At 38.5% G+C, this 21,096-nt stretch carries 15 protein-coding genes and 1 pseudogene; 12 read left to right on the plus strand and 4 right to left on the minus strand.

The window, feature by feature from the left end; all coding sequences use genetic code 11:
- The first annotated feature begins 119 nt into the window (after positions 1-119).
- Positions 120-755: a YigZ family protein gene (locus BN1002_RS19210; RefSeq protein ID WP_048827129.1), complete on the plus strand. Its 636-nt coding sequence runs from the start codon at positions 120-122 to the stop codon at positions 753-755.
- Between the two features lie 125 nt (positions 756-880).
- Positions 881-1,888: an LCP family protein gene (locus BN1002_RS19215; protein WP_148362826.1), complete on the plus strand. Its 1,008-nt coding sequence runs from the start codon at positions 881-883 to the stop codon at positions 1,886-1,888.
- An 81-nt stretch (positions 1,889-1,969) separates the two neighbouring features.
- Here BN1002_RS19215 and BN1002_RS19220 read toward each other — a convergent pair whose 3' ends face one another.
- From BN1002_RS19220 to BN1002_RS19230, 3 genes and pseudogenes are all read right to left on the minus strand, one after another.
- On the minus strand, positions 1,970-3,025 hold the full coding sequence (locus BN1002_RS19220; protein WP_048827130.1) for a glycosyltransferase family 4 protein: 1,056 nt from the start codon (positions 3,023-3,025) through the stop codon (positions 1,970-1,972).
- Positions 3,026-3,240: 215 nt separating this feature from the next.
- On the minus strand, positions 3,241-3,969 hold the full coding sequence (locus tag BN1002_RS19225; RefSeq protein WP_048827131.1) for a WecB/TagA/CpsF family glycosyltransferase: 729 nt from the start codon (positions 3,967-3,969) through the stop codon (positions 3,241-3,243).
- 76 nt (positions 3,970-4,045) lie between these two features.
- A pseudogene (locus tag BN1002_RS19230) lies at positions 4,046-5,200 on the minus strand (CDP-glycerol glycerophosphotransferase family protein); the annotation flags it as partial.
- Positions 5,201-5,574: 374 nt separating this feature from the next.
- On the opposite strand from BN1002_RS19230, the gene tagD reads away from it, so the two are divergent.
- The 8 genes from tagD to BN1002_RS19270 all read left to right on the plus strand — a co-directional run bounded on the left by tagD (position 5,575) and on the right by BN1002_RS19270 (position 16,429).
- On the plus strand, positions 5,575-5,973 hold the full coding sequence (gene tagD / locus BN1002_RS19235) for a glycerol-3-phosphate cytidylyltransferase (RefSeq protein WP_048827132.1): 399 nt from the start codon (positions 5,575-5,577) through the stop codon (positions 5,971-5,973).
- Entirely contained in the window at positions 5,966-7,174 is a 1,209-nt protein-coding gene (locus tag BN1002_RS19240) for a CDP-glycerol glycerophosphotransferase family protein (protein ID WP_048827133.1), read from the plus strand. Before tagD ends, BN1002_RS19240 begins: the two co-directional genes overlap by 8 nt.
- Positions 7,175-7,335: 161 nt before the next feature.
- Positions 7,336-8,349 (plus strand): UDP-glucose 4-epimerase GalE, encoded by a 1,014-nt coding sequence (galE, locus tag BN1002_RS19245; protein WP_048827134.1) that lies wholly within the window; start codon positions 7,336-7,338, stop codon positions 8,347-8,349.
- 77 nt (positions 8,350-8,426) lie between these two features.
- Positions 8,427-9,218 carry an ABC transporter permease gene (locus BN1002_RS19250; RefSeq protein ID WP_048827136.1) on the plus strand — a complete coding sequence of 264 codons (792 nt, stop codon included), beginning with the start codon at positions 8,427-8,429 and terminating at the stop codon, positions 9,216-9,218.
- Positions 9,219-9,244: 26 nt separating this feature from the next.
- Positions 9,245-10,885 carry an ABC transporter ATP-binding protein gene (locus BN1002_RS23055; protein WP_052445658.1) on the plus strand — a complete coding sequence of 547 codons (1,641 nt, stop codon included), beginning with the start codon at positions 9,245-9,247 and terminating at the stop codon, positions 10,883-10,885.
- Positions 10,886-11,020: 135 nt separating this feature from the next.
- Positions 11,021-12,190: a glycosyltransferase gene (locus BN1002_RS19260; protein ID WP_048827138.1), complete on the plus strand. Its 1,170-nt coding sequence runs from the start codon at positions 11,021-11,023 to the stop codon at positions 12,188-12,190.
- Positions 12,190-14,841 (plus strand): bifunctional glycosyltransferase/CDP-glycerol:glycerophosphate glycerophosphotransferase, encoded by a 2,652-nt coding sequence (locus BN1002_RS19265; RefSeq protein ID WP_048827140.1) that lies wholly within the window; start codon positions 12,190-12,192, stop codon positions 14,839-14,841. The genes BN1002_RS19260 and BN1002_RS19265 overlap by 1 nt, the downstream gene beginning before the upstream one ends.
- Before the next feature lie 52 nt (positions 14,842-14,893).
- Positions 14,894-16,429 (plus strand): glycosyltransferase family 2 protein, encoded by a 1,536-nt coding sequence (locus BN1002_RS19270; RefSeq protein ID WP_048827142.1) that lies wholly within the window; start codon positions 14,894-14,896, stop codon positions 16,427-16,429.
- An 83-nt stretch (positions 16,430-16,512) separates the two neighbouring features.
- Here BN1002_RS19270 and BN1002_RS19275 read toward each other — a convergent pair whose 3' ends face one another.
- Positions 16,513-19,227 (minus strand): YfhO family protein, encoded by a 2,715-nt coding sequence (locus tag BN1002_RS19275; protein ID WP_048827144.1) that lies wholly within the window; start codon positions 19,225-19,227, stop codon positions 16,513-16,515.
- A 282-nt stretch (positions 19,228-19,509) separates the two neighbouring features.
- Here BN1002_RS19275 and BN1002_RS19280 point away from each other — a divergent pair, with 282 nt between their 5' ends.
- Together BN1002_RS19280 and BN1002_RS19285 are read left to right on the plus strand one after the other, a co-directional pair.
- On the plus strand, positions 19,510-20,484 hold the full coding sequence (locus BN1002_RS19280) for a glycosyltransferase family 2 protein (protein WP_048827145.1): 975 nt from the start codon (positions 19,510-19,512) through the stop codon (positions 20,482-20,484).
- Entirely contained in the window at positions 20,465-20,896 is a 432-nt protein-coding gene (locus tag BN1002_RS19285) for a GtrA family protein (RefSeq protein ID WP_231575065.1), read from the plus strand. The genes BN1002_RS19280 and BN1002_RS19285 overlap by 20 nt, the downstream gene beginning before the upstream one ends.
- Positions 20,897-21,096 lie beyond the last annotated feature (200 nt).

A 21,096-nucleotide genomic window follows, 5' to 3' on the forward strand; every position in this document is an offset into this window, starting at 1 on the left:
GGGTCTCCACTTGCCGCTGCATCCCGCCGGAGTCTACGTGCCTTCCGCTCCAATCAACTGCCTTGCTTGCTAATCTTAGGAACTTTATTTCAACCTTTTTACAGGAAAGGAGTCAGGTTATGCTGGCTGTTTACCATACTGTGAAACAAACTGGATCGCATGAGATAAATATCGAAAGGTCACGTTTCATTGCCCATGTGGCGCGGGCCGAGACTGAAGAAGAAGCTCAGGCATTTATTGCGGATATTAAAAAGCAGCACTGGAATGCAACCCACAACTGCTCCGCCTATCTCATCGGCGAAAACGACCACATCCAGAAAGCTAATGATGACGGGGAACCGAGCGGAACAGCGGGAGTTCCGATGCTCGAGGTTTTGAAAAAGAAAAAGTTAAAGGATACGGTTGTCGTTGTGACAAGATACTTTGGCGGCATCAAGCTCGGTGCCGGCGGCCTTATCCGAGCTTACGGAAAAGCCACCTCGGAGGCCCTCACAGAAATAGGGATCGTCGAACGGAGACTGATGCGGGTTATTCACACGACAATTGACTACACCCTGCTTGGAAAAGTCGAAAATGAACTCCGCTCCTCGCCTTATCAAATAAAGGAGATCCATTATCTTGATAAGGTGGAGATTGAAACGTATGTAGAGGAAGAGAAACAAGAGGAGTTCATTGCGTCGATAGTCAATCTGACAAGTGGACAATGCCAGACTCGATCAGGTGTATTGGTTTACCTTGAAACCAGTATATCGTGACCAAGATTGGTACAAGATTGCATTTATTGTAATAAAAGCTTATTGCTGTCAATTCAATTGTAGTATTATAATAGGAAGTTGTAGCATGATTAATTTCTTAAAATCCAACTTTAGGAGATACTAAATTGAATACTCAAACTCGTATAACTAATAAATCAATAAGGAAGAAAAAACGAAAAAGACGTATTTTCTTTTTCATCACTCTTCCCCTCACGTTAATTTTGCTTAGCGGCATTACGTATGGAGCCTTCCTTTTTGCAAAAGCGGCCAATATTATGGAAGCGTCAAATCAGGAATTGAAGCGCGGCGATCAGTCCGCCAAGCGGGTGGAAAAGGTCAGCCCGAAGCATGATAACATATCTGTCCTGATTATGGGCGTGGACGACAGCGGCAAAAGACAGTTTGGCTCCGCTACCCGGACAGACTCTTTGATTCTCGCTACTTTTAACCGAAACGACAAGTCAGTCAAAATGGTCAGCATCCCCCGGGATTCCTATGTCTATGTCCCGGTTGAGGGCAAAAAGGATAAGATAACTCACGCCCATGCATTTGGCGGGGTGGACGGAACGATTGAAACCGTTGAAGAAACATTTGATATTCCTGTAGATTACTTTGTTAAGTTGAACTTCGATGCCTTTATCGATGTCGTCGAGGCATTAGGCGGCATCACGGTTGATGTGCCTGTTACGTTTACCGAGCAGGACAGCAAGGACCGGGGCGGGGCAATTACCCTTTACGAAGGAAAACAGCATCTTGATGGCGAGCAGGCGCTCGCACTCGCAAGGACAAGGAAAATCGATAATGATATAGAGCGCGGTAAACGGCAGCAGCTTGTTTTAAAGGCTATCATTGACAAAGCCATTTCCGCAGGATCAATCACCAAGTATGGAGAACTGATGCAGGCACTTGGCGACAATATCAGCACGAACTTCAAGTTTGGTGAAATTCTATCACTCTATGATTATGCTCTGACAGGATTGGATATAGAATCCCTTACCCTAGAAGGAGCGGATTCCTATATTGGAAGAGTCTATTACTATCAGTTGGATGAACATGCATTAGCTAACATGTCCAATGAATTAAAGGAACATCTCGGACTAAAAGCATCCGACGTAAAATCTACCACCGAATAATAAAAAAACGGGCTAAAAGAGATTCATTTCTCATTTAGCCCGTCTTTTATTAATAAAGACTGGATAAGCAGACCAGTCTTTTTATCGGTTTCTCGCAAATTTGATACTTCTCATCATATTCAGCAGCGGCTTATAGTTCTTATCTATTAATCCAACACTTTCCACAACCAATTCTATCGCCAGTAACATCAATGTCAGAATCAATAGAGACCCCCACATGGTTGTCATCGAAAATACGAACCCCGCAAGTCCGAACAACGCACTGACCGAGTAAATAAGGATGACAGTTTGTTTGTGGGTAAAACCAAGATTCAACAAACAATGGTGTACATGTGACTTATCCGGAGCTGCCAGCGGCGCTTTTTTAACAAGGCGTCTTACGATAGCAAAAATCGTGTCCGAAAGCGGTACGCCCAAAATGATGACCGGGATAATAAAGGAGATAAATGTAACGTTTTTAAATCCTAGCAGCGACAATACAGCAATCATGTAGCCAAGGAACAATGCTCCTGTATCACCAAGGAATATCTTAGCGGGATGGAAGTTAAACGGCAAGAAACCCAGCGTACATGCCAGGATGATAAATCCAATTGCCATAACATACGTATCCCCCATAATGATAGCCATGCTCGATATCGAAATAAGAGCGATTGATGAAACCCCAGCAGCCAAGCCGTCAAGGCCATCCAGTAAATTAATTGAATTTGTAACGCCAACGATCCATAAAATAGTGATAGGGACATTCAACATTCCAAAATCAAGCTGTCCGCCGAATGGAAGGTTGATGAAATCGACATCAATTCCGCCATAAAAAACAACGATTAACGCAGCTGCAATTTGAGCGACAAATTTTACTTTTGCCGAAAGTTGAAAAATATCATCCAATATGCCAATTGCCACTATAATCAAGCTTCCGATCATAATCGCTAAATGGTACTTGCTGTCCGGGCCAAGGATGAAAATCCCCAGCAAAAAGCTTATATAGATACCCAGGCCCCCAAGACGCGGCATCAGGGTTGCATGCACTTTCCTTTGATTGGGCCTGTCAATTGCTCCCAACCTGTACGCCAATTTAATCATCAACGGAGTAATCAGAACGGAGCATATAAAACATATAATTAAGGTCAAATAAAACATAGGGACCCTCCTTATGGTTATAATGCCCCTTTAAAGATAAATAATAGGCATTTCAAGCTAACATATTATAGCACAAAAGGAGTCTAATAGATATGCCTTCTTGCTATATTGCCAGAATCAGAGACAATCAAACAAGTTGTATACTTTTTTCTTTACACACTCTTAATAGACGACAGGTCGCAGGGAAAGGTTTCATTTCTCGGAAAGCATCCGATTTAACTGCGCTTCCTGTATTTTAACACCTCTGCCACAAACAGAGGAAGCGCCAGCATTCTCTTCCAGCGTGATGGCTGCTTAATCAGGCGGTAAAGCCACTCAAGATTTAATTTCCTCCAGAAATACGGGGCCCTTTTTGCCTCTCCCGCCAAAATATCGATGGTACCCCCCACTCCAATAAAAAGCCCCTTGGAGAATTCCCCTATATTTTTTGCTACCCAATCCTCTTGTTTTGGAAAGCCTAGCGCAGCAAATACGATGTCGGGAGCAGTTTCTCTTATCATCTTTACAATATTCTCATGGTCATTTTTAAAATAACCATGATGGCTACCAGCTATTATGAGGTTAGGGTATGTTCTTCTTAAATACTCTATCGCTTTTTTATTAGCTTCTTTCCTTCCCCCTAAAAGGAAGATTTTCCAGCCATTTTTTTCAGCCAGTTCCAATAAGCGTATCGAAATATCGAACCCGGCTACTCTTTCCTTCAAGGGAGTTCCTAGTAATTTCGAGGCAAGCACAATGCCCGCTCCGTCTGGAACGACCACGTCAGCTTTTAGGAGTTGTTCCTTATAATCAGGATTTCCTAAAGAATACATAACAATTTCCGGATTAGCAGTTACCAGAAAAGTTTTTTCTTCTTTTCTGATTCTTTTATCCAGCAATTCAATCGTTTCATCGAAGGTAAGATTTGCAAATGGAATTCCAAGTACATTGATTGCATCATTCATATAACTTTCCCCATAGTCCATATTTAACTTGCCAGGCCAATTACAACAACTTTAATTCGGGTCAAAATTTCCATACTTAATCAAAAATCTCTTTAACCACACGTGCTGAAGCATTTCCATCCTCAAGATGGCAAAATTTCATGTAAAATCGCAAATACTCATCAGGAAGAATATCCTCACTTCCCGCCATAACTTTTATTAGTTCTATTACTTCGGATGTGGTCTTTACGAGTGGGCCGGGTGCTTCCTTTTCAAAATCAAAATAAAAGCCACGCAGCTGGTCCCTGTAGTTTTCAAGATCATACACAAAGAAAATCATCGGCTTCTTAAGATTTGCAAAATCGAAAAAGACTGAAGAATAATCTGTAATTAGAAGGTCGGAGATAATATATAGTTCTCGGATATCCTCGTGTCCCGAGACATCCATTGCAAAATCAGAGTAGCCGGAAAGGTCTAAGTTTTCCGCAATTAGATAGTGCATTCTGAGAAGGACAATATACTCACTTCCTAATTCATTCCGCATTTTTTCCAAATCAAGTTCAAGGTTGAACTTATATTTCCCTTTATCATAAAATTGATTATCCCGCCATGTGGGTGCGTAAAGTATTACCTTTTTGTTTAATGGTATACTTAGTTTTTCTTTAATGGAATTAGCCTTTTCATCGATGTTTCTATTATATAGAAAGTCATTTCTAGGGTAACCGGACTCAATCATTTTCTTTTTAAAGTCAAATGCTCTTCTGAATATTTCTGTTGAATACTCATTTGGTGAGATTAAATAATCCCACCTGGAAGACTCCTCCAGGAAGTTCCTTTTATAACTATCTGTATCGGTCCCGGGCATATGGACTTCTTCCATATCAGCAGCAAGCCTTTTCAAAGGAGTGCCGTGCCAGGTTTGCAGATAAATCGTATGGCCCGGCTTAGGTATCCAGAGCGGCAATCTGCTATTGGATACCCAGAAGCGGGCCCTCGCCATAAGATACAACCATTTTAATGAGAAACGGTCAACAGTTTTGATCCCTTTATTTTCAAAAGATGCCCTATATCTGGGGTCAATACTCCAATACATGTCGTACTCAGGCTTATTATTCCTTAAGTATTCATAAATGGCCCTGGGATTACAACTGTACTGTTTCCCGAGATAACTTTCAAAAATAATCAATTTCCTTTTAGCAGGCAGAGTACCTGTCAGCCTAAACACTATTTTATACACGGATTTGAAAATCTCTAATTGTTTTATGGTTTTCAGCATTTTTTATTCCTTCTTCAGATTTAGTTTTCGTATTTTATACGAGCCAGTTTGTTCTAACCGCAATATTTATCTTGATGGGATTTCCTAATAAATATAGGGTACCATAAATAGAAAGTCATTAACCAATCTTTCACTTTTCCAACTTTTATTCGAATTTGTGTTAACAGTTCGTCAATTTGGGTAAGTACATTTTAGGAAGAACCCACCATCTGTCTTAGCTTGCAAATGACCTGTTTTTCCCTTAGAATTGAATAGTCAATAGGAGTTAAGGCAATATTTTTTTATCTTTTTTGATAAAATTCCTTATTTCCTTCTAAAAATATTTCAACGTAAATACCAGGAGGTTTATGATGAAAAAGGTAATTACGTATGGCACCTTTGATCTTTTGCATTGGGGCCATATTAATTTATTAAAGAGAGCCAGTGAACTTGGCGATCATTTAACTGTTGCAATTTCTACCGATGAGTTTAATGACCTTAAGAATAAAAAAGCATACCATTCATTTGAAAACCGGAAAATGATTTTGGAATCCATTCGCTATGTAGATAAAGTAATCCCTGAAAATAATTGGGAGCAAAAGATACAAGACGTTATAGATAACGATATTGATATTTTTGTTATGGGCGATGACTGGAAAGGCAAATTTGATTTTCTGAAAGAGTATTGTGAAGTTATTTATTTACCTCGGACTGTCGGGATTTCCACCTCCCAAATAAAAACAGACCTTTTTAAAGTAAAAAATGGTTAGGGAAATCGCCGTATATATCTATTTACGGCTTTTTTCTTTTTTGTTTTTCTTTTCCAGTTTTGTTCCACTTAAAAACAAAACTGTATTTGTTGTCTCGTTTCCGGAAAATAGCCTTGCTGTCTATAAGGAATTAAAAAAGCAGGAGATATACCCCAGAATTGTTTTTTTGGCAAACAATAAAAATTATAAGCTTCTAAGCGAAATGAATTTGGAGGTCCTGGTTTTCGATATTCGGCATATCAGCCATTTCATTCGCTCGGTTTTTCATCTTGCAACCGCAAAGGTTATCTTCGTTGATAACTATTACGGTTTCCTCGGCGCAGCCAAATTTAAGACGGACGTTACGTGTATTCAATTGTGGCACGCAAATGGAGCAATCAAAAAGTTTGGGATTAAGGATCAAGGAAATAAAAACAGGAGCCATAGAGCAATTGAACGTTTTGAAAAAGTCTATAATAACTTTACATTTGTAGTATCGGGATCAGAACCTATGTCTGAAATTTTCCAACACGCGTTCGGGCTTGCCCCGGAGCGGATTATAAAAACCGGAGTACCCAGGACAGATATTTTTTATGATGAACCATATAAAACAGCAATAACTAAAAGCTTGTTCTGCACATATCCCTTTTTGGAGAAAAAGAAAATTATCCTGTACGCTCCCACCTATAGGGAAAATGAACTTGAAGATTTCGAATTTATGCTTGATCTAAAGTTACTCCATAAAGAATTAGGGAACGACTATGTGGTTCTTTTAAAACTTCATCCAGCCATAAAAAACTGTCTGTCATTACCAGAAAGCACAAAAGGATTTGCATATGACTTTTCAGGTTACGGGGATGTCAATGATCTTCTATTTATAACGGATATCCTTATTACCGATTACTCTTCGATTCCATTCGAGTATTCGATTCTTTCAAGACCAATCATTTTTTATCCGTACGATTTGGCTGAATATGAAGTGACAAGGGGATTTTGGTTTAATTACATTGAATCTGTTCCCGGCCCCACAGTTTTTTCTAGCAAGGAAATTGCGTCTCTTATTAAAGAGGATCAATTCGATCTATGCCGTATCAACAAGTTTAATCAAGAATGGAATAAATACTCTACAGGCCAAGCTAGCAAGAATCTTGTTCGCTTCGTTAAACAGCAAATGGAATTGGAGAAAGCCGGTAGTGCTAAACTTAAATCCCGACTTCCCTGACTTTTCTCCAGGTTAGGGATGTTTTTATGTTTTTACTTAAAATCACTTGGATAAGGGGAAACTATATTTATTCATATGATTTCGTTATAATGAGGGTGGTCTTTAGCAACATGTTACCGAATGAGTTATTTATAAAAACGATTGTACAGGAGTTGGACTGAATGCCAAGAATTCTTGTTACTGGTGGTGCAGGCTATATCGGAAGCCATGCCGCGGTTGAATTATTAGAAAACGGATATGAAATTGTAGTTATAGACAACCTATCAAACAGCTCAGAAGAATCAATTAAAAGAGTGAAGGAATTGACAGGAAAGGACTTTCCTTTTTATACTTCAGATCTTCTTGATCGGGAAGCGCTAGATGCCATATTCACAGAACACCAATTTGATGCGGTAATGCATTTTGCCGGCTTAAAAGCGGTTGGCGAATCAGTGAGCATCCCATTAAAATACTACCATAATAATATTACAGGCACTATTTTCCTCTGTGAAGCGATGGAAAAACATAACGTTAAAAAAATGGTTTTCAGTTCATCGGCAACAGTTTACGGAAACCCTGACCATGTCCCTATTAATGAGACGTTTCCTTTATCAGCCACAAATCCTTATGGGCGGACGAAACTTATGATTGAGGAAATTCTCAGGGATTTACATGTTTCCGACCAAAGTTGGAGAATTGCGCTTCTACGCTACTTTAACCCCATCGGGGCCCACAAGAGCGGAAGAATTGGTGAAAATCCAAGCGGTATACCGAATAATCTAATGCCTTATATAACACAAGTTGCGATAGGGAAGAGAGAAAAACTTTCGATATTCGGGAATGATTATGATACTCATGATGGCACCGGTGTCAGAGACTACATCCATGTTGTTGACTTAGTTAAAGGGCATTTAAAAGCCCTCCAGTATTTGGATAGTCACGAAGGCATTGAGGCGTTCAATCTTGGAACGGGAACCGGGTATAGTGTTCTTGATCTTGTAAATGCCTTCAAAGAAGCCAGTTCTTGTGAAATACCATATGAAATAACAGACCGGCGCCCGGGAGATATAGGAACTTGCTATGCGAATCCGGACAAGGCAGAAAAGATTCTTGGATGGAAAGCCGAAAAAAACCTAACTCAAATGTGCGTGGATTCCTGGAAGTGGCAAAAAGAAAACCCAAATGGGTTTGAGTGAGTCAAGCTTTACTCAGGAAGCCTTAAGTCATGAAGTGAAAGCTTTTCGTTAAGCTTTCACAATAAAGGAGAACGTATATGTTTACCATTTATAGAGAAATGTGGATGCGGCGAAAAATGGTCCACACGCTTGCACTCCAAGAAATAAAACGGGAGTATGCAGGCACACTCCTCGGCTCACTTTGGGGCCTTGTCAATCCGTTAATGAGGATTGCGGTCTTTTGGTTTGTGTTTAATATTGGGGCCAGAGCAGGAAAGCCAATTGGAAATATATCTTATTTTGAATGGCTGTCTGTCGGGATGGTCGGCTGGTTTTTGCTTAATGATGGATTCCGTCTCGCAAAAAACTCATTTAGGAGCAAGAGGCATATTATCAAGAACACCCCCTTTCCTATCGCGATTTTGCCGGCGGTCCAGATTTTGTTTTCCTTTTATACCCATCTCATTCTTTTATTAGTCATTATGGTGGTATTGGCCATTTCTTTAAATGGAGCATCCGCCTATTGGCTTCAGCTTATTTATTATGACTTTGCCGCTCTCATGCTCTTAATGGGAATTGGAACGGTAACCGCACCATTGGTTGCGGTGAGCAAGGATTTCGGGCGGTTCCTGGATACTATATTAATTTTCCTTTTCTGGATGACCCCTGTCTTCTGGCAAATCAGCAACCTTGGAAAATGGGCCTATGTGGTCAAATTAAACCCGTTCCATTACATCGTTCAGGGGTATCGTGAGTCTCTTCTCTTCCATAAGGGATTCTGGGAACATCCTGCTTACTCACTTTATTTTTGGGTTGTTGTATTTATCCTGTTCATCGCAGGAAATTACCTTTATAAAAGATTGAAGCCTATTTTTCTTGATATTATGTAATTCCCGGCGCGAAAGGCGGATAAGCAATGGACTACGCGGTGAGCGTTAAAGATATTACCAAAAAGTATAAGTTATATGAAGATAAGTGGGGCCCGTTAAAAGAAATCATTACAAAAAAACGGCTCCATAAAGAATTCCTTGCCCTTAAGGATGTTTCTCTTGATTTTCCAAAAGGAGAAGCCATCGGGGTCCTTGGAAAAAATGGTTCCGGAAAATCCACCCTCTTAAAAATTATTACAGGAATAGCCGACCCAACAGCCGGCTCGATAGATGTAAACGGCTCTCTTGTCTTTCTTGATGTCAGCTCCGGTATTGACCCTGAATTGACGGGGTATGACAATATATTCATGAAGGGCATCCTGCTGGGCTATACAAAGGAAGATATGCTCAAGAAGGTGGATGATATTATTGAGTTTTCCGAACTCGGTGATTACATCCATCAGCCTGTCAAAAATTACTCCTCAGGGATGAGGGCTAAACTTGGCTTTGCTATCTCAGTAAATGTCGACCCTGATATACTTATCGTTGATGAAGCACTTGCTGTCGGAGATGCAATGTTCAGGGAAAAGTGCATGAGAAAAATGAACACCTTTAAGGATCAGGGGAAAACGATTATTTTTGTCAGCCATGATAAAAACTCAGTTGAATCATTTTGCTCAAAAGCTGCCTGGATCCATCAGGGGGAATTAATCACTTATGGAGATTCGAAGCAGGTTGGCTTTGTATATAATGAATTCATGAGCGGGCGGAAAAGCCTTGAAGCTATCAGATCCGAAATTAAATTTTCACACTCTATTGAAGATGTTCAATATAAAGTTGACGGTAATGGTTTGGCCGTTGATATTTCAGGCTATCTTTATAGTCAATCCGGAAGCAGTGAAACAAGTTTTGAACTTGCCATCAGAGATGAGCATTCAGGTGAAGAGATAACAGTCCCAATTATTCGGATTCCTTATAAAGGAACACCCGGAATACCTGAAGATGCCGGGTTTAAAGCATCAGTGACAGAAAAGGATTTTCCAGGTTTCTTCACCCCGGGAAAGTTCAGCTTTTCAGCCCGATACAAAAATGAACAAGGCGACTGGGAAGAATTCCGCTTTTGGGCCAATCAAGCGGATGTTACCTGTATCGATGATCTGTCTTCCAGCCAGCCGAGTCCATTTCTATATAAACTGGCAGCTGAATCCAACCAATTAAAATTGTCTATCGAGAACCATGATAAAGTCCAGCAGCAGGTAAACAATATTAAGATTTCCGGAAACACAGTCATTGTGGAAGGTGTCGCTTTTGTTCGAGGATATGAAACGGAAAAAGCCAGCGATGTGGAAATGATGTTTGAACTAATCCATAAGAATACTTTTACTAAAGTAATCATCCCAGCAGAAGTTGGATTTACAGAAGAAATCACTGAAAATATTTCCTTTAATCCACAAGGCAAGTTATATAATTATTCAAAATTTACAGTCGGTATAGATGTTGCCAGCCTCGACCCTGGTATCTATGAGTGCAAGATGATTTTCCGTATGAAAAAGTATCCGTTCCATACTATGAAAAATTTAGTTTGGGCTTCCAAACAGGAGGAATATCCATCTGCCCCCGAAACGATTGGCGGGCGTGAGGTGGAAATTCAAACTGCAACGAAGTATTTACAGATAAAAACTATTTGAGTAACTATAAGCCCGGAAAGTTAAAACATTTTCCGGCGGAAAACCGTGCAGTTTTCTCAGAGGACGAAGGGGAAGCCGAACGGCTTTCCCTTTAATGCTATTTACGAATCTGCATGATTAGCGAGGAGTATCGGCATGCAAAGAAAAAATATAGTATTTGTATTAAATGAATATAACGGTCACGGAGGCGCCCAGCGTGTAGCATCCATATTGGCACACGAGTTTATTCAAGACGGCCACCGTGTGGCTGTTTTGAGTATAAATGAGCAAAAGAATGCCCAAAGTTATTTTTCAAAAGAAATCCCAATACACGTCCTTCACAAAGACGGTTACCGGGCTCCGCTGCCCAAGCAGCTTTCGGCAAATTTAAAAGCGTTGAAATTCAGAACAATTGCCGGAGAGCTAAAAAGGCGGAACCAATTAATCAAACGACGCAAGGATGTACAATCTTTTTTTTCACAATATGGAGAAGAAGAAGTCTTTGTAATTGTCGTTCAGGTATGGGGCATGCAGTGGATTGAACCGATTCTTTCCAGGCCTAACATTAAAGTGATTGGCCAAAGCCACGAAAGCTATCTTGCCTCCAAAAATTCGCACCGATATAAGCGGCTGCTTCGTTATTACAGGCAAGTTTCAAAATTCCTTCTCCTTACCCAGAAGGATGCAGAGCATTTTATCAGCAAGGATTTTACAAATACAGGTGTCATGTATAACCCTTCCCCTTTCCGGGAAAGCAATGACCCTTCTATTCTGTATGGGAACAAAACAATTGTGTCAATGGGCAGGCTCGTTGAAGACAAAGGGTTTGATGTTTTAATCGAATCTTTCGCCAGGGTTGCGAAAGATTTGCCTGACTGGAAACTCCATATTTATGGAGATGGCCCGGCAAAAAGGTTTTTATCATCTTTGATTTCAATTCTGGGCATGGAGGGAAGAATTGAGTTAAAGGGACAAACAAGTAATGTCCAGGATGCCCTATCTTCCTCCAGCTTCTTTGTCCTTTCCTCAAAAGCCGAGGGGCTGCCGATGTCCCTGATCGAGGCACAGTCGTGTGGGCTTCCATGCATTTCAACAGACTGCGCACCCGGTATTAGGGAAATCATTACAGAATACTCGGATGGTTTCATTTCTCCTATCGGCGATGTTCCCTTGCTTTCGAGACAGATACGCAGACTGGCCCTGAACCCCGAATTATTCAGGTCATTCAGTACACACGCTTACGAAAGCAGTTTAAGATTTGAAAAAAAAGAAATTATTGCTCAATGGTATAAATTATTTAATGAACTGGGAGGCGAGGAAGAGTGATGACTGATAATAAATCCCCCATCCTCTCAGTCGTTGTAATCGCATATAACAACGAGCTTTATATCGAAGAGGCATTGGAATCATTAGAGGAGCAGACACTCTCCAATATGGAGGTGGTTGTCGTAAACGATGCTTCAACAGACCGGACCGGTGAGATTATTGACCGTTTTATCGAAGGCAAGCAGCAATTCAAGGCAATTCACCTCAGCAAGAATAGCGGAGGCTGCAGCACTCCAAGAAATACGGGTATTGCCAATTCAACAGGTAAATATCTCATGTTCCTGGATGGCGATGACTGGTATACAGTCAACGCTTGTGAAAAAATGGTTGCCGCGGCTGAACGGACAAACTCCGACTTTGTGGCGGGACAGGTCATCCGGACCAATAATTATGAAATCTGGTACCATAAACAAATATATTCACAAGAACGGACACACATTAATGTCCGGGAATTCAATGTTTTATTATTTGACAGTCTCTCTGTAAATAAAATCTATAAGCGGTCCTTTCTCGACCAACATGGATTAAGATTTCCCGAGGGCATCCACTATGAAGATATTGTGTTCACCGGGAAAGCCTATTTCCTTGCAAAATCTGTCAGCATCATTCCAGAGCCTGTATATTATTGGCGTGTTGTAGAGGATGCTGCAGTCAAATCAATTACAAACAGGCGCTTTGACTTTGATAACTTCAAAAACCGGATTACCGCTCACCGTATGTTTGACAAGTTTCTGAAAGAAAATGGTTTCGGCCTCTATCAGGGGGTAAAAAATAATAAATTCCTCCGCCATGACCTGAAGCTATACACAAATGACTATCTGCTTTACGATGAAGAATACAAAGAAAAGTTCCATCAACTGATTCATGAATATATGCATGAAGTCATGGATGAATATTCTTTTATTCAGTTACAGGAGAAAGACCGGATCCTCTATTTCCTTCTTTATATCAATGACCGGGAAGCGTTCGAGGATTACAAAAAATATATCAATGGCCTTCAAGTTGAAAACGACAGAATTTATACATTCGGCGGCCGATATTATTTCAAACCCTCTTTTCCGGACAGGTTACAGGAAAAATTTTTGGAGATCGAAAATCCGGAATTGCAATTTGAAATTAGAGACCTTCAATTATCAAAGGTTGCTTTTTCCTTCGAGGCTGAAGTGAAGATGCCTGCCCTTATAGGCGAGGAACCTCCCTCTTCATGGCTACTAAGAAACAGGCATACTCATCATGAAATTGCTTCCATTCCTGTAGGGAATCGGGTGTCTCTGGACCTTCGGGATGTTGAGCCTGGGAACTATTATCTCTTTTTACAAGTACACCATGAAGGTAACTTGATTGAAAGAGTCGTAAAAAAGCCTGCTATCCCGGAATTTGTTACGATTAAGACCGAAGATACCCGTTTTTCAAGGGTACTATTTGTAAACCATAAAAATTCATTCGCTATTAAAGTGCTTCCCTTGAAGAAATTCGACCAGATCAAATGGATATTTCAAAAAAGGAAAGCTGTCATTCCAATTTCGAAGCTAGGTAAAATAAAAGGAAGAATCACGAACTCAATTAAGCAAAGGTTTAGGAAATTGTCCCTGAAGGAAAACTGGGTTGTCTTTGAAAGCCATATGGGAAAGCAATATAGCGACAGTCCAAAATATTTATACGAAGAGCTACTTCGTACCGGAAGGAAATATACTTACATTTGGTCTCTCGAAGAACCGGATGCCGTTGACATTCCCGGACCTGCAATAAAGGTTCAGCGTAACAGCCTGAAGCATTTCTATTATCTGGCACGCGCTAAGTATTGGATTGATAATCAGGGCATCGCCCACCTGCTCAAAAAGAAAAAAGGCCAGGTGTACGTTCAGACTTGGCACGGGACCCCCCTTAAACGGATGGGGTATGATCAAAAAGCCCTTCCGAGCCCTACTGAGCTTTCAAGGCTCAGTCGTCAAACAAACGCTTGGAATTACTTTGTTTCACCAAATCCTTACAGTACTGCTATATTCAGAAGAGCGTTCAGGTATGGGGGAGAAATACTTGAAACAGGGTACCCAAGGAATGATATTCTAATCAGCAAGCCAGAACAGACTATCGAAAAAGTAAAGAGGCAGTTAGGGATTGACCAAGGAAAGAGGATACTTTTATTCGCTCCAACATTCCGCGACTGGGATTCTAATTCGTTCCAGAAAACGCTTAAGAATATACAGGAGCTAAGCAATACTGTTGGTGAAAATACAGTCATTCTGCTCCGGCTTCATTACCTTTTGTCTTCGATGGTCTCCCAGCATGAATTACCAGACAATATCCTGAATGCTTCAACGTATCAGGATATACAGGAGCTCTTTTTGATCTCTGATATGCTGATCACCGATTATTCTTCTGTCATGTTTGATTATGCGCTTTTGAAACGTCCAATCATTTTGTACTGTTACGACTTGGATGAGTATGTGTCAAGGCGGGGAACTTACTTTAACCTTGCCGAAAAGGCTCCTGGACCTCTTTGTACGTCCATTGATGAGGTCATTGCTTTTATAAATGAACCTGAGAAGCTAACCGCATACCATGAGGCCCTTGAACGATTCGCATCCGAATTTGGCAGCCTTGAAGATGGACATGCATCTTCCAAGGTCATAAAAAAAGTATTTGGCTAAAGGAAGAGCTGTGAATAACAGCTCTTCCACTTTATCAATCGAGGTGTCCAATATGACAAAACTCGTTTCAATCATTATTCCCGTATACAATTCAGCTCCCTTTTTGAAGGAATGTCTGGATTCCGTGGCAGCCCAGACATACAGGCCTCTGGAGGTCATTATTATTAATGACGGTTCAACCGATAACAGCGAGGAAATCATCCGTACGTACCTGGACACCTACTCCTTTTTTTCTTACGTCTCCCAGGAAAACCATGGTCTTGGCTATACAAGAAACAAAGGCATAAACTTAAGCCGCGGAGAATCGATCTTTTTTCTCGATTCTGATGATATCATTCCGGAACATGCCATTGAAATGCTGACTCGGGCAAAGGAAAAATGTGGAGCAGATTTTGCAGCTGGAAAAGTTCTCCGTTTTACAAATGAACGAAACTACATACCTGTCAGGCACCATGAATTCGGTCTATATGAGAAAGATACCTGTATTGCCCTGTCCTCCGAGCCACGGCTTGTACAGGATAGCATTGCCTGCAATAAGCTTTGGAGTGCATCTTTTCTTAAAGAACACAGCCTTTATTTCGAAGAAGGCAAGTATTATGAAGATATGCATTTGACTTTAAAGGCGGCTGTATTGGCTAGGAAAATCGCAATTGTAAAAGAGCCTGTTTATTTATGGCGTGTCCGGGAGGAAGCAAACAGCCCTTCGATTACCCAGCAGCGAATGAAATTGAGGAATACACTGGATCGGATTACCGCCCTAAACCTGAACAAGGAATGGCTGACTAAAACCGGAATAAATCAAAAAATAGCAACCGAGCATGACCTGAAAGCCCTTTTGGATGTGCTTAGGCTCCATGTGGAAAAATATGCTCTCGTAGACAAGACGGATCGGGAAGATTGGCAAAAGGCCATATGCTCCTTCCTTTCTGATTTTTCAGCAGCCGCAATCGCCCTGCTGCCGCATAAAGAAAAAACTCTATATGATTTAGCAGTCTCCGGACAATTAAGTGACCTTCTTCTTTTTTCACAGCTATATACCGGAACTGAAACAATGCCAATTGTCCATCAATCAGAAAATCGATTCTATCTAAAAGGGGCAGAAGCCACTTACGATATCACTGCAGATATTAAACCACATGCCTCCGTAGTAGATTTTGAAGAGCAGGAAGGAAAATGGAGTTTAAGAGGAAAGCTGAAGGTTCCCAAGGCTTCCCAATCCCCTTCTGGAAGGTTTTACGCAACAGGTAAAAAGTTTAAGAAAGAGGTTACTCTTTCTTCCGTTACATTTGAACCAATTCCAAATAAGTCCTTTTATCCATTTGAAAAACAAACCTTTACACTTCTTCTGCATTCAGATGAATTTAAAGATAAACAGCTTGAAAACGGGTACGATTTTTACTTTTGCCTGGATGGCGGAAAACCTGTCCGTATAAAAGCTTCTAAATCACTTGAGCTCAGGCTTGTTTCCTACCAAACGTCCAAAAGGAAGGTTTCTCTCTATAGGACTGAATATGGAAACCTGAGCCTGCAGGTTCATAAAGGATTTTTTTACAACCTTCTAAGAAAGATATATAGGTTAATAAAATAAAGGGAATGGCTAAATACCGCCATTCCCTTTATTTTTGTAACCGTTTCAGTGGTAGGACTGGTAACTGAAGTAGAGTCACATTTTTAATTATTTTCTCTTAGCTTTGTTCTTCTTATCTTAATATACCTATTTTTAAGTAAATTAAAAGATAAAATAAATATACTAAGAAATGAAATTAAGCCTCCAATTATAAACCCCTCGGGTTTATAATTCAGATAAATTTTATGCTCACCTTTTGGCGCAAATATCCCTGAATAAGTCGAGTGAACAGGAAAAATTTCTACATTATTACCATCAACCTGTGCTTTCCACCCCTTTGAATAAGGAATTGAAAGAAAAAGGATAGAGTTTTCTTCACTCTTATAATTTCCTTTAACAAAATTGTTTCCGTAAACCAAATCTTTTAAACTTTTATTTTGGTATTCCTTAACCTTTTTTTTATATAAAGAATAGTCTCCTGCTACCACATTTATATCTTTAATTAAAAATCTCCCAGGTTGAATGACTAATTTTACCCACTCAGTTTCACGATCCTTACCAAACCGAAACAAAACTTTATTTGTTGTATCTTCATGATGATACTGGTACAAATCATACTGATTGTAGCGCATGTTCTTTTCAAAAACTAAGTTCTTTCCACCGCTAGTGATAGCATTCATGGTTATACCATCATTTTTTGTATAAGGAATGATATTTGCGTAAAGTGTTAGTTCAGATTCTGGATGTTTTTGAACTGGTATTAAAATTTCAATCGGTTTATTAGAATCGACAAATAGTTTGCCATTATTCTTCTTCACCCTAGTAGCCTCGTTTATCTTTGCTTTAGACATACTCCCCAAGGTTTTTAAATTATATGTCCATTTTGTCTCCAAATTATATTTCTTAAAAACTGAATCAGAAACTGTCGCATTATTAAACATAACCTCATCTAAATCGGCATCATATTTTAATAACATGGAATCGGGCAAAGCAGAACTATACATAAACCCAAATGGTAAATAGAATGCATTTTTTTCAATGATTATTCCATTCTTTTCAAAAATAGGGGTGTACCCATATAGATTAGAATGTTTATCTTTAAATGAAATATGATACTTATTGTTTAGAATAGTATTTAGAAAGGTATTGTTTATGTGGCTTTTAAGTGTGCTTAGCCTCCTACTTCCCGGCTGTGCAAGAAAATCCATTTCAAATTCTTGTAATTTCCATTTCAGCATTGAATTATAAGCATAAAAACTTTTATAGTTGTAAGTCATTGAGGAATTATTAGCTAATATCTCAGAATCACTTGTATTAATCCTATAAAAATCACTGTCAGCCTTTAATTGCCCAAGTGCATACTTTACTTTTTCATTATTATAAAGGTTTTCATAATCAGACTTTTTCATTAACGGAAGTACACCCCATACCCCCTTATGATAGCTCCCCGGATCTTTCCCTTCAGTCCTTTCTAAAAGGTCATTCATTAAACTATAAGATAGCATTAGCGGGTAGAAAATAAGGACCATTGAGCTAATTAAAGAAAAATACTTTTTCTTGCTCGAGCCTACAAATTGGGATACGATAAAAGCTAGCGCGAAAACGATTGGTAAATACTTGATTATGTTCGCATAATGGGTAAATGGGTTTTTCTCCAACCAAAAACAAATAGTAGTTGATAATAAAACCAATACAAGCATGTTTCTTTTTTTTGTAAAATTAATTTCATCCAAAGCAATTGCAGCCAGTACTATCATGAGTGTATTAATGATAAAAAAGGACCTAAACTCATATGGTGAACTTAATCCGCCAACAATTCTATTAATTTCCTGAAAAGTTACAACTACAAATAAAAAAATACTGATTAGTGCATGAGGAATATATTTTTTACCGTTTATAAAAAAAAGCGGCAACATTAATAATGGCAAAAAGTTCATGCCACCTTGCCAAATTAATTTTTTTATCAGATCGTTTATTCCTAGCACATTATCAAAATTAATAACATCAGGTCTATGAAAAGCATTGGATTGAAACAAACTAATTACTGATGGCAGAAATATTATCATTGCACTTCCAAGTGCTAATAGATATATCCCGACAATCCTAAAATGAAATGCCCAGAAATCTTTAAAGCTTTTTTGAGCTCTATTAATTAAGAAGTATCTAAATAAAATATAGAATATTAGCCCAAGTGTATTAATGAACATAAAATAAAAATTACTTATGCCCGCCAAAAACAACATAAAGAATAGAAGCAAAAACTTTTTTTGACTTGCGTATCTTTCATAACCCAATAAGATAAATGGAAAATAAACCGCAGAGTTTAGAAAAAAGTAATGAGTATAAAAGTGATCAAAATTAAATAAAGCGAGACTCGAAATTATCCCAGCTGTTAAAGAAATTTTCTTATCTGTCCCTATCTTTCTTAATAATAAATAGGTCCCTAAAGAGATTAAATATATTTTTATTATCGTCATGGGTATAAAAGAATAAGGAAACCATTCTTGTGGAAGCAATAGGAGCGGCCATATAAAAACGTCACCTAGCATATAATACCCAAATTCATTCCAAAAGCTTCCACCGGGTCCATAGTTCCAAGTCCAAAATGGCAATTCTCCATTTCTTATTTGACTGTGAAATAAATTAAAAAAATGAATGTATTGTTCCCTCATGTCACCAACCAAAGATACAAAAAAATATCCTTTTTCAAAAATTCTATAGAAAATTATACTTGTCAAAAATATTACTATTAAAGCAAGTATTATTATAAAAGGATCAATTTTTTTCCTAAACACTATATTCACGTCATTCTTGAACATAACCTAGCCCCTTTTTGAATAATAGGATAAAATCAAAAAAATATTATATCATTAATTAGAGCATTTTTTACATTTAGGAATATTTCTCCATATAAAATGCAAAATAAATACTTTTAATTGAAATAAACTCAACTTTTATATTCAATTATTAGAAACCATCCTTAAACATCTTAATCACCTTGCCCTCTAAACATATTCCTAATATTTGTTGTCTTACCTTTTTATTTTTACCAAATTAATGTATAATAAAATGTCGCCAACAGGATGGAGGATATTTGCAAAATGAAATTAATAACTATTTTAGTTCCCGCCTATAATGAGGAAGAAGTTATTGAACAATTTTACACTAAAGTTATCTCCATTATAGATACTATTTCAAGTTATAATTTTGAAATACTATTTGTGAATGATGGAAGTAAAGATAATACCAATACTATAATTAAGAACTTAAGACTTATTGATCCACGTGTCTCATATATAGACTTATCACGTAACTACGGCAAAGAGACTGCTATGGCTGCGGGATTTGATTACGCGAGGGGTGACGCAGTCATTGTCATGGATGCCGACCTTCAACATCCTCCAGAAGTCATCCCTGAAATGATATATTTTTGGAATCAAGGCTATGATGATGTCTATGCAACACGTGTTAAAAGAGAAAGTGAACCTTGGCTAAAAAGAATTACATCAAAAACATACTACCGTTTGTTACAAAAGACAACTAATATCCCAATATTGCCAGATGCAGGAGACTTTCGACTTTTAGACCGTCGATGTATAGAGGCATTAAAAAAATTAAGAGAATCTCAAAGGTATACAAAAGGTATGTACAGTTGGATTGGTTTTAAAAAAAAGGAAATTGCTTTCGAGGCTGGACCCAGAGCAGGGGGAGAGACTAAGTGGAATTACAGTAAGTTAATCGAATTAGCTTTGGAAGGCCTTACTTCTTTCACTACCTTCCCTTTACGTTTATCGAGTATTTTAGGGTTTGTAATTTCAATACTCTCTTTTATATATCTATTTTTTATTATTGTTCAAACTATTGTTTTTGGCTCTAATGTAAGTGGATACCCCTCTCTAATGGTAGTAATCTTATTCTTAGGAGGTATACAACTTATATCTCTGGGAATAATCGGGGAATATTTAGGACGTATTTTTAATGAAACTAAAAATAGGCCTCTTTATTATGTCGACGAATATAACAATGAAAAAGAAATTAATGGGGAAGAAAAAGTATATGTCAAAAGAAATGTTTAAAATATTTATGTATATAATAATGGGTGGTTTTACTACCCTAGTAAACATTATTGTATATTGGATTGCAGCAGAACCTTTAGAAATGGATTATAGAGTCTCTACTACTATCGCTTGGATAGCTGCAGTTTTATTCGCTTATGTGGTTAATAAAAAATATGTGTTTGAAAGCAATACCCCAACCCTTCAAGATAAACTAAAGGAAATGACCGCTTTTTTTGGATTCCGTTTTCTTTCTTTTTTCATGGATTTATTTACAATGATTATTCTTGTCAGCGGCCTGCACATTGACGGCACATTATCTAAAATCGCAGCTAATGTTGTAGTTTTAATAGCAAACTATATATTTAGTAAACGTTTTATATTTGTTGATCGACAAAAGACTGAAAAAAACGAAAAACTCAAAGAAAAATAAATTTTTCATCTTAATTACTATATAAGGAGCCCGGCTGGGTTCCTTTTTTATTTCTCTTTACTTGATGACTGGTTTCACCCCTCCCCTTCTCCTTAAAATGCATGACAAAAACCGGGTTCATTCTATCATTTTTCTAAAATTGAAAAGAAATTCCTCCATTATATTTACTTTTATGACAAAGAATCCGATAATAAGAGTAT

It is taken from the genome of Bacillus sp. B-jedd (genome assembly GCF_000821085.1).
GTDB lineage: Bacteria > Bacillota > Bacilli > Bacillales > Cytobacillaceae > Bacillus_D.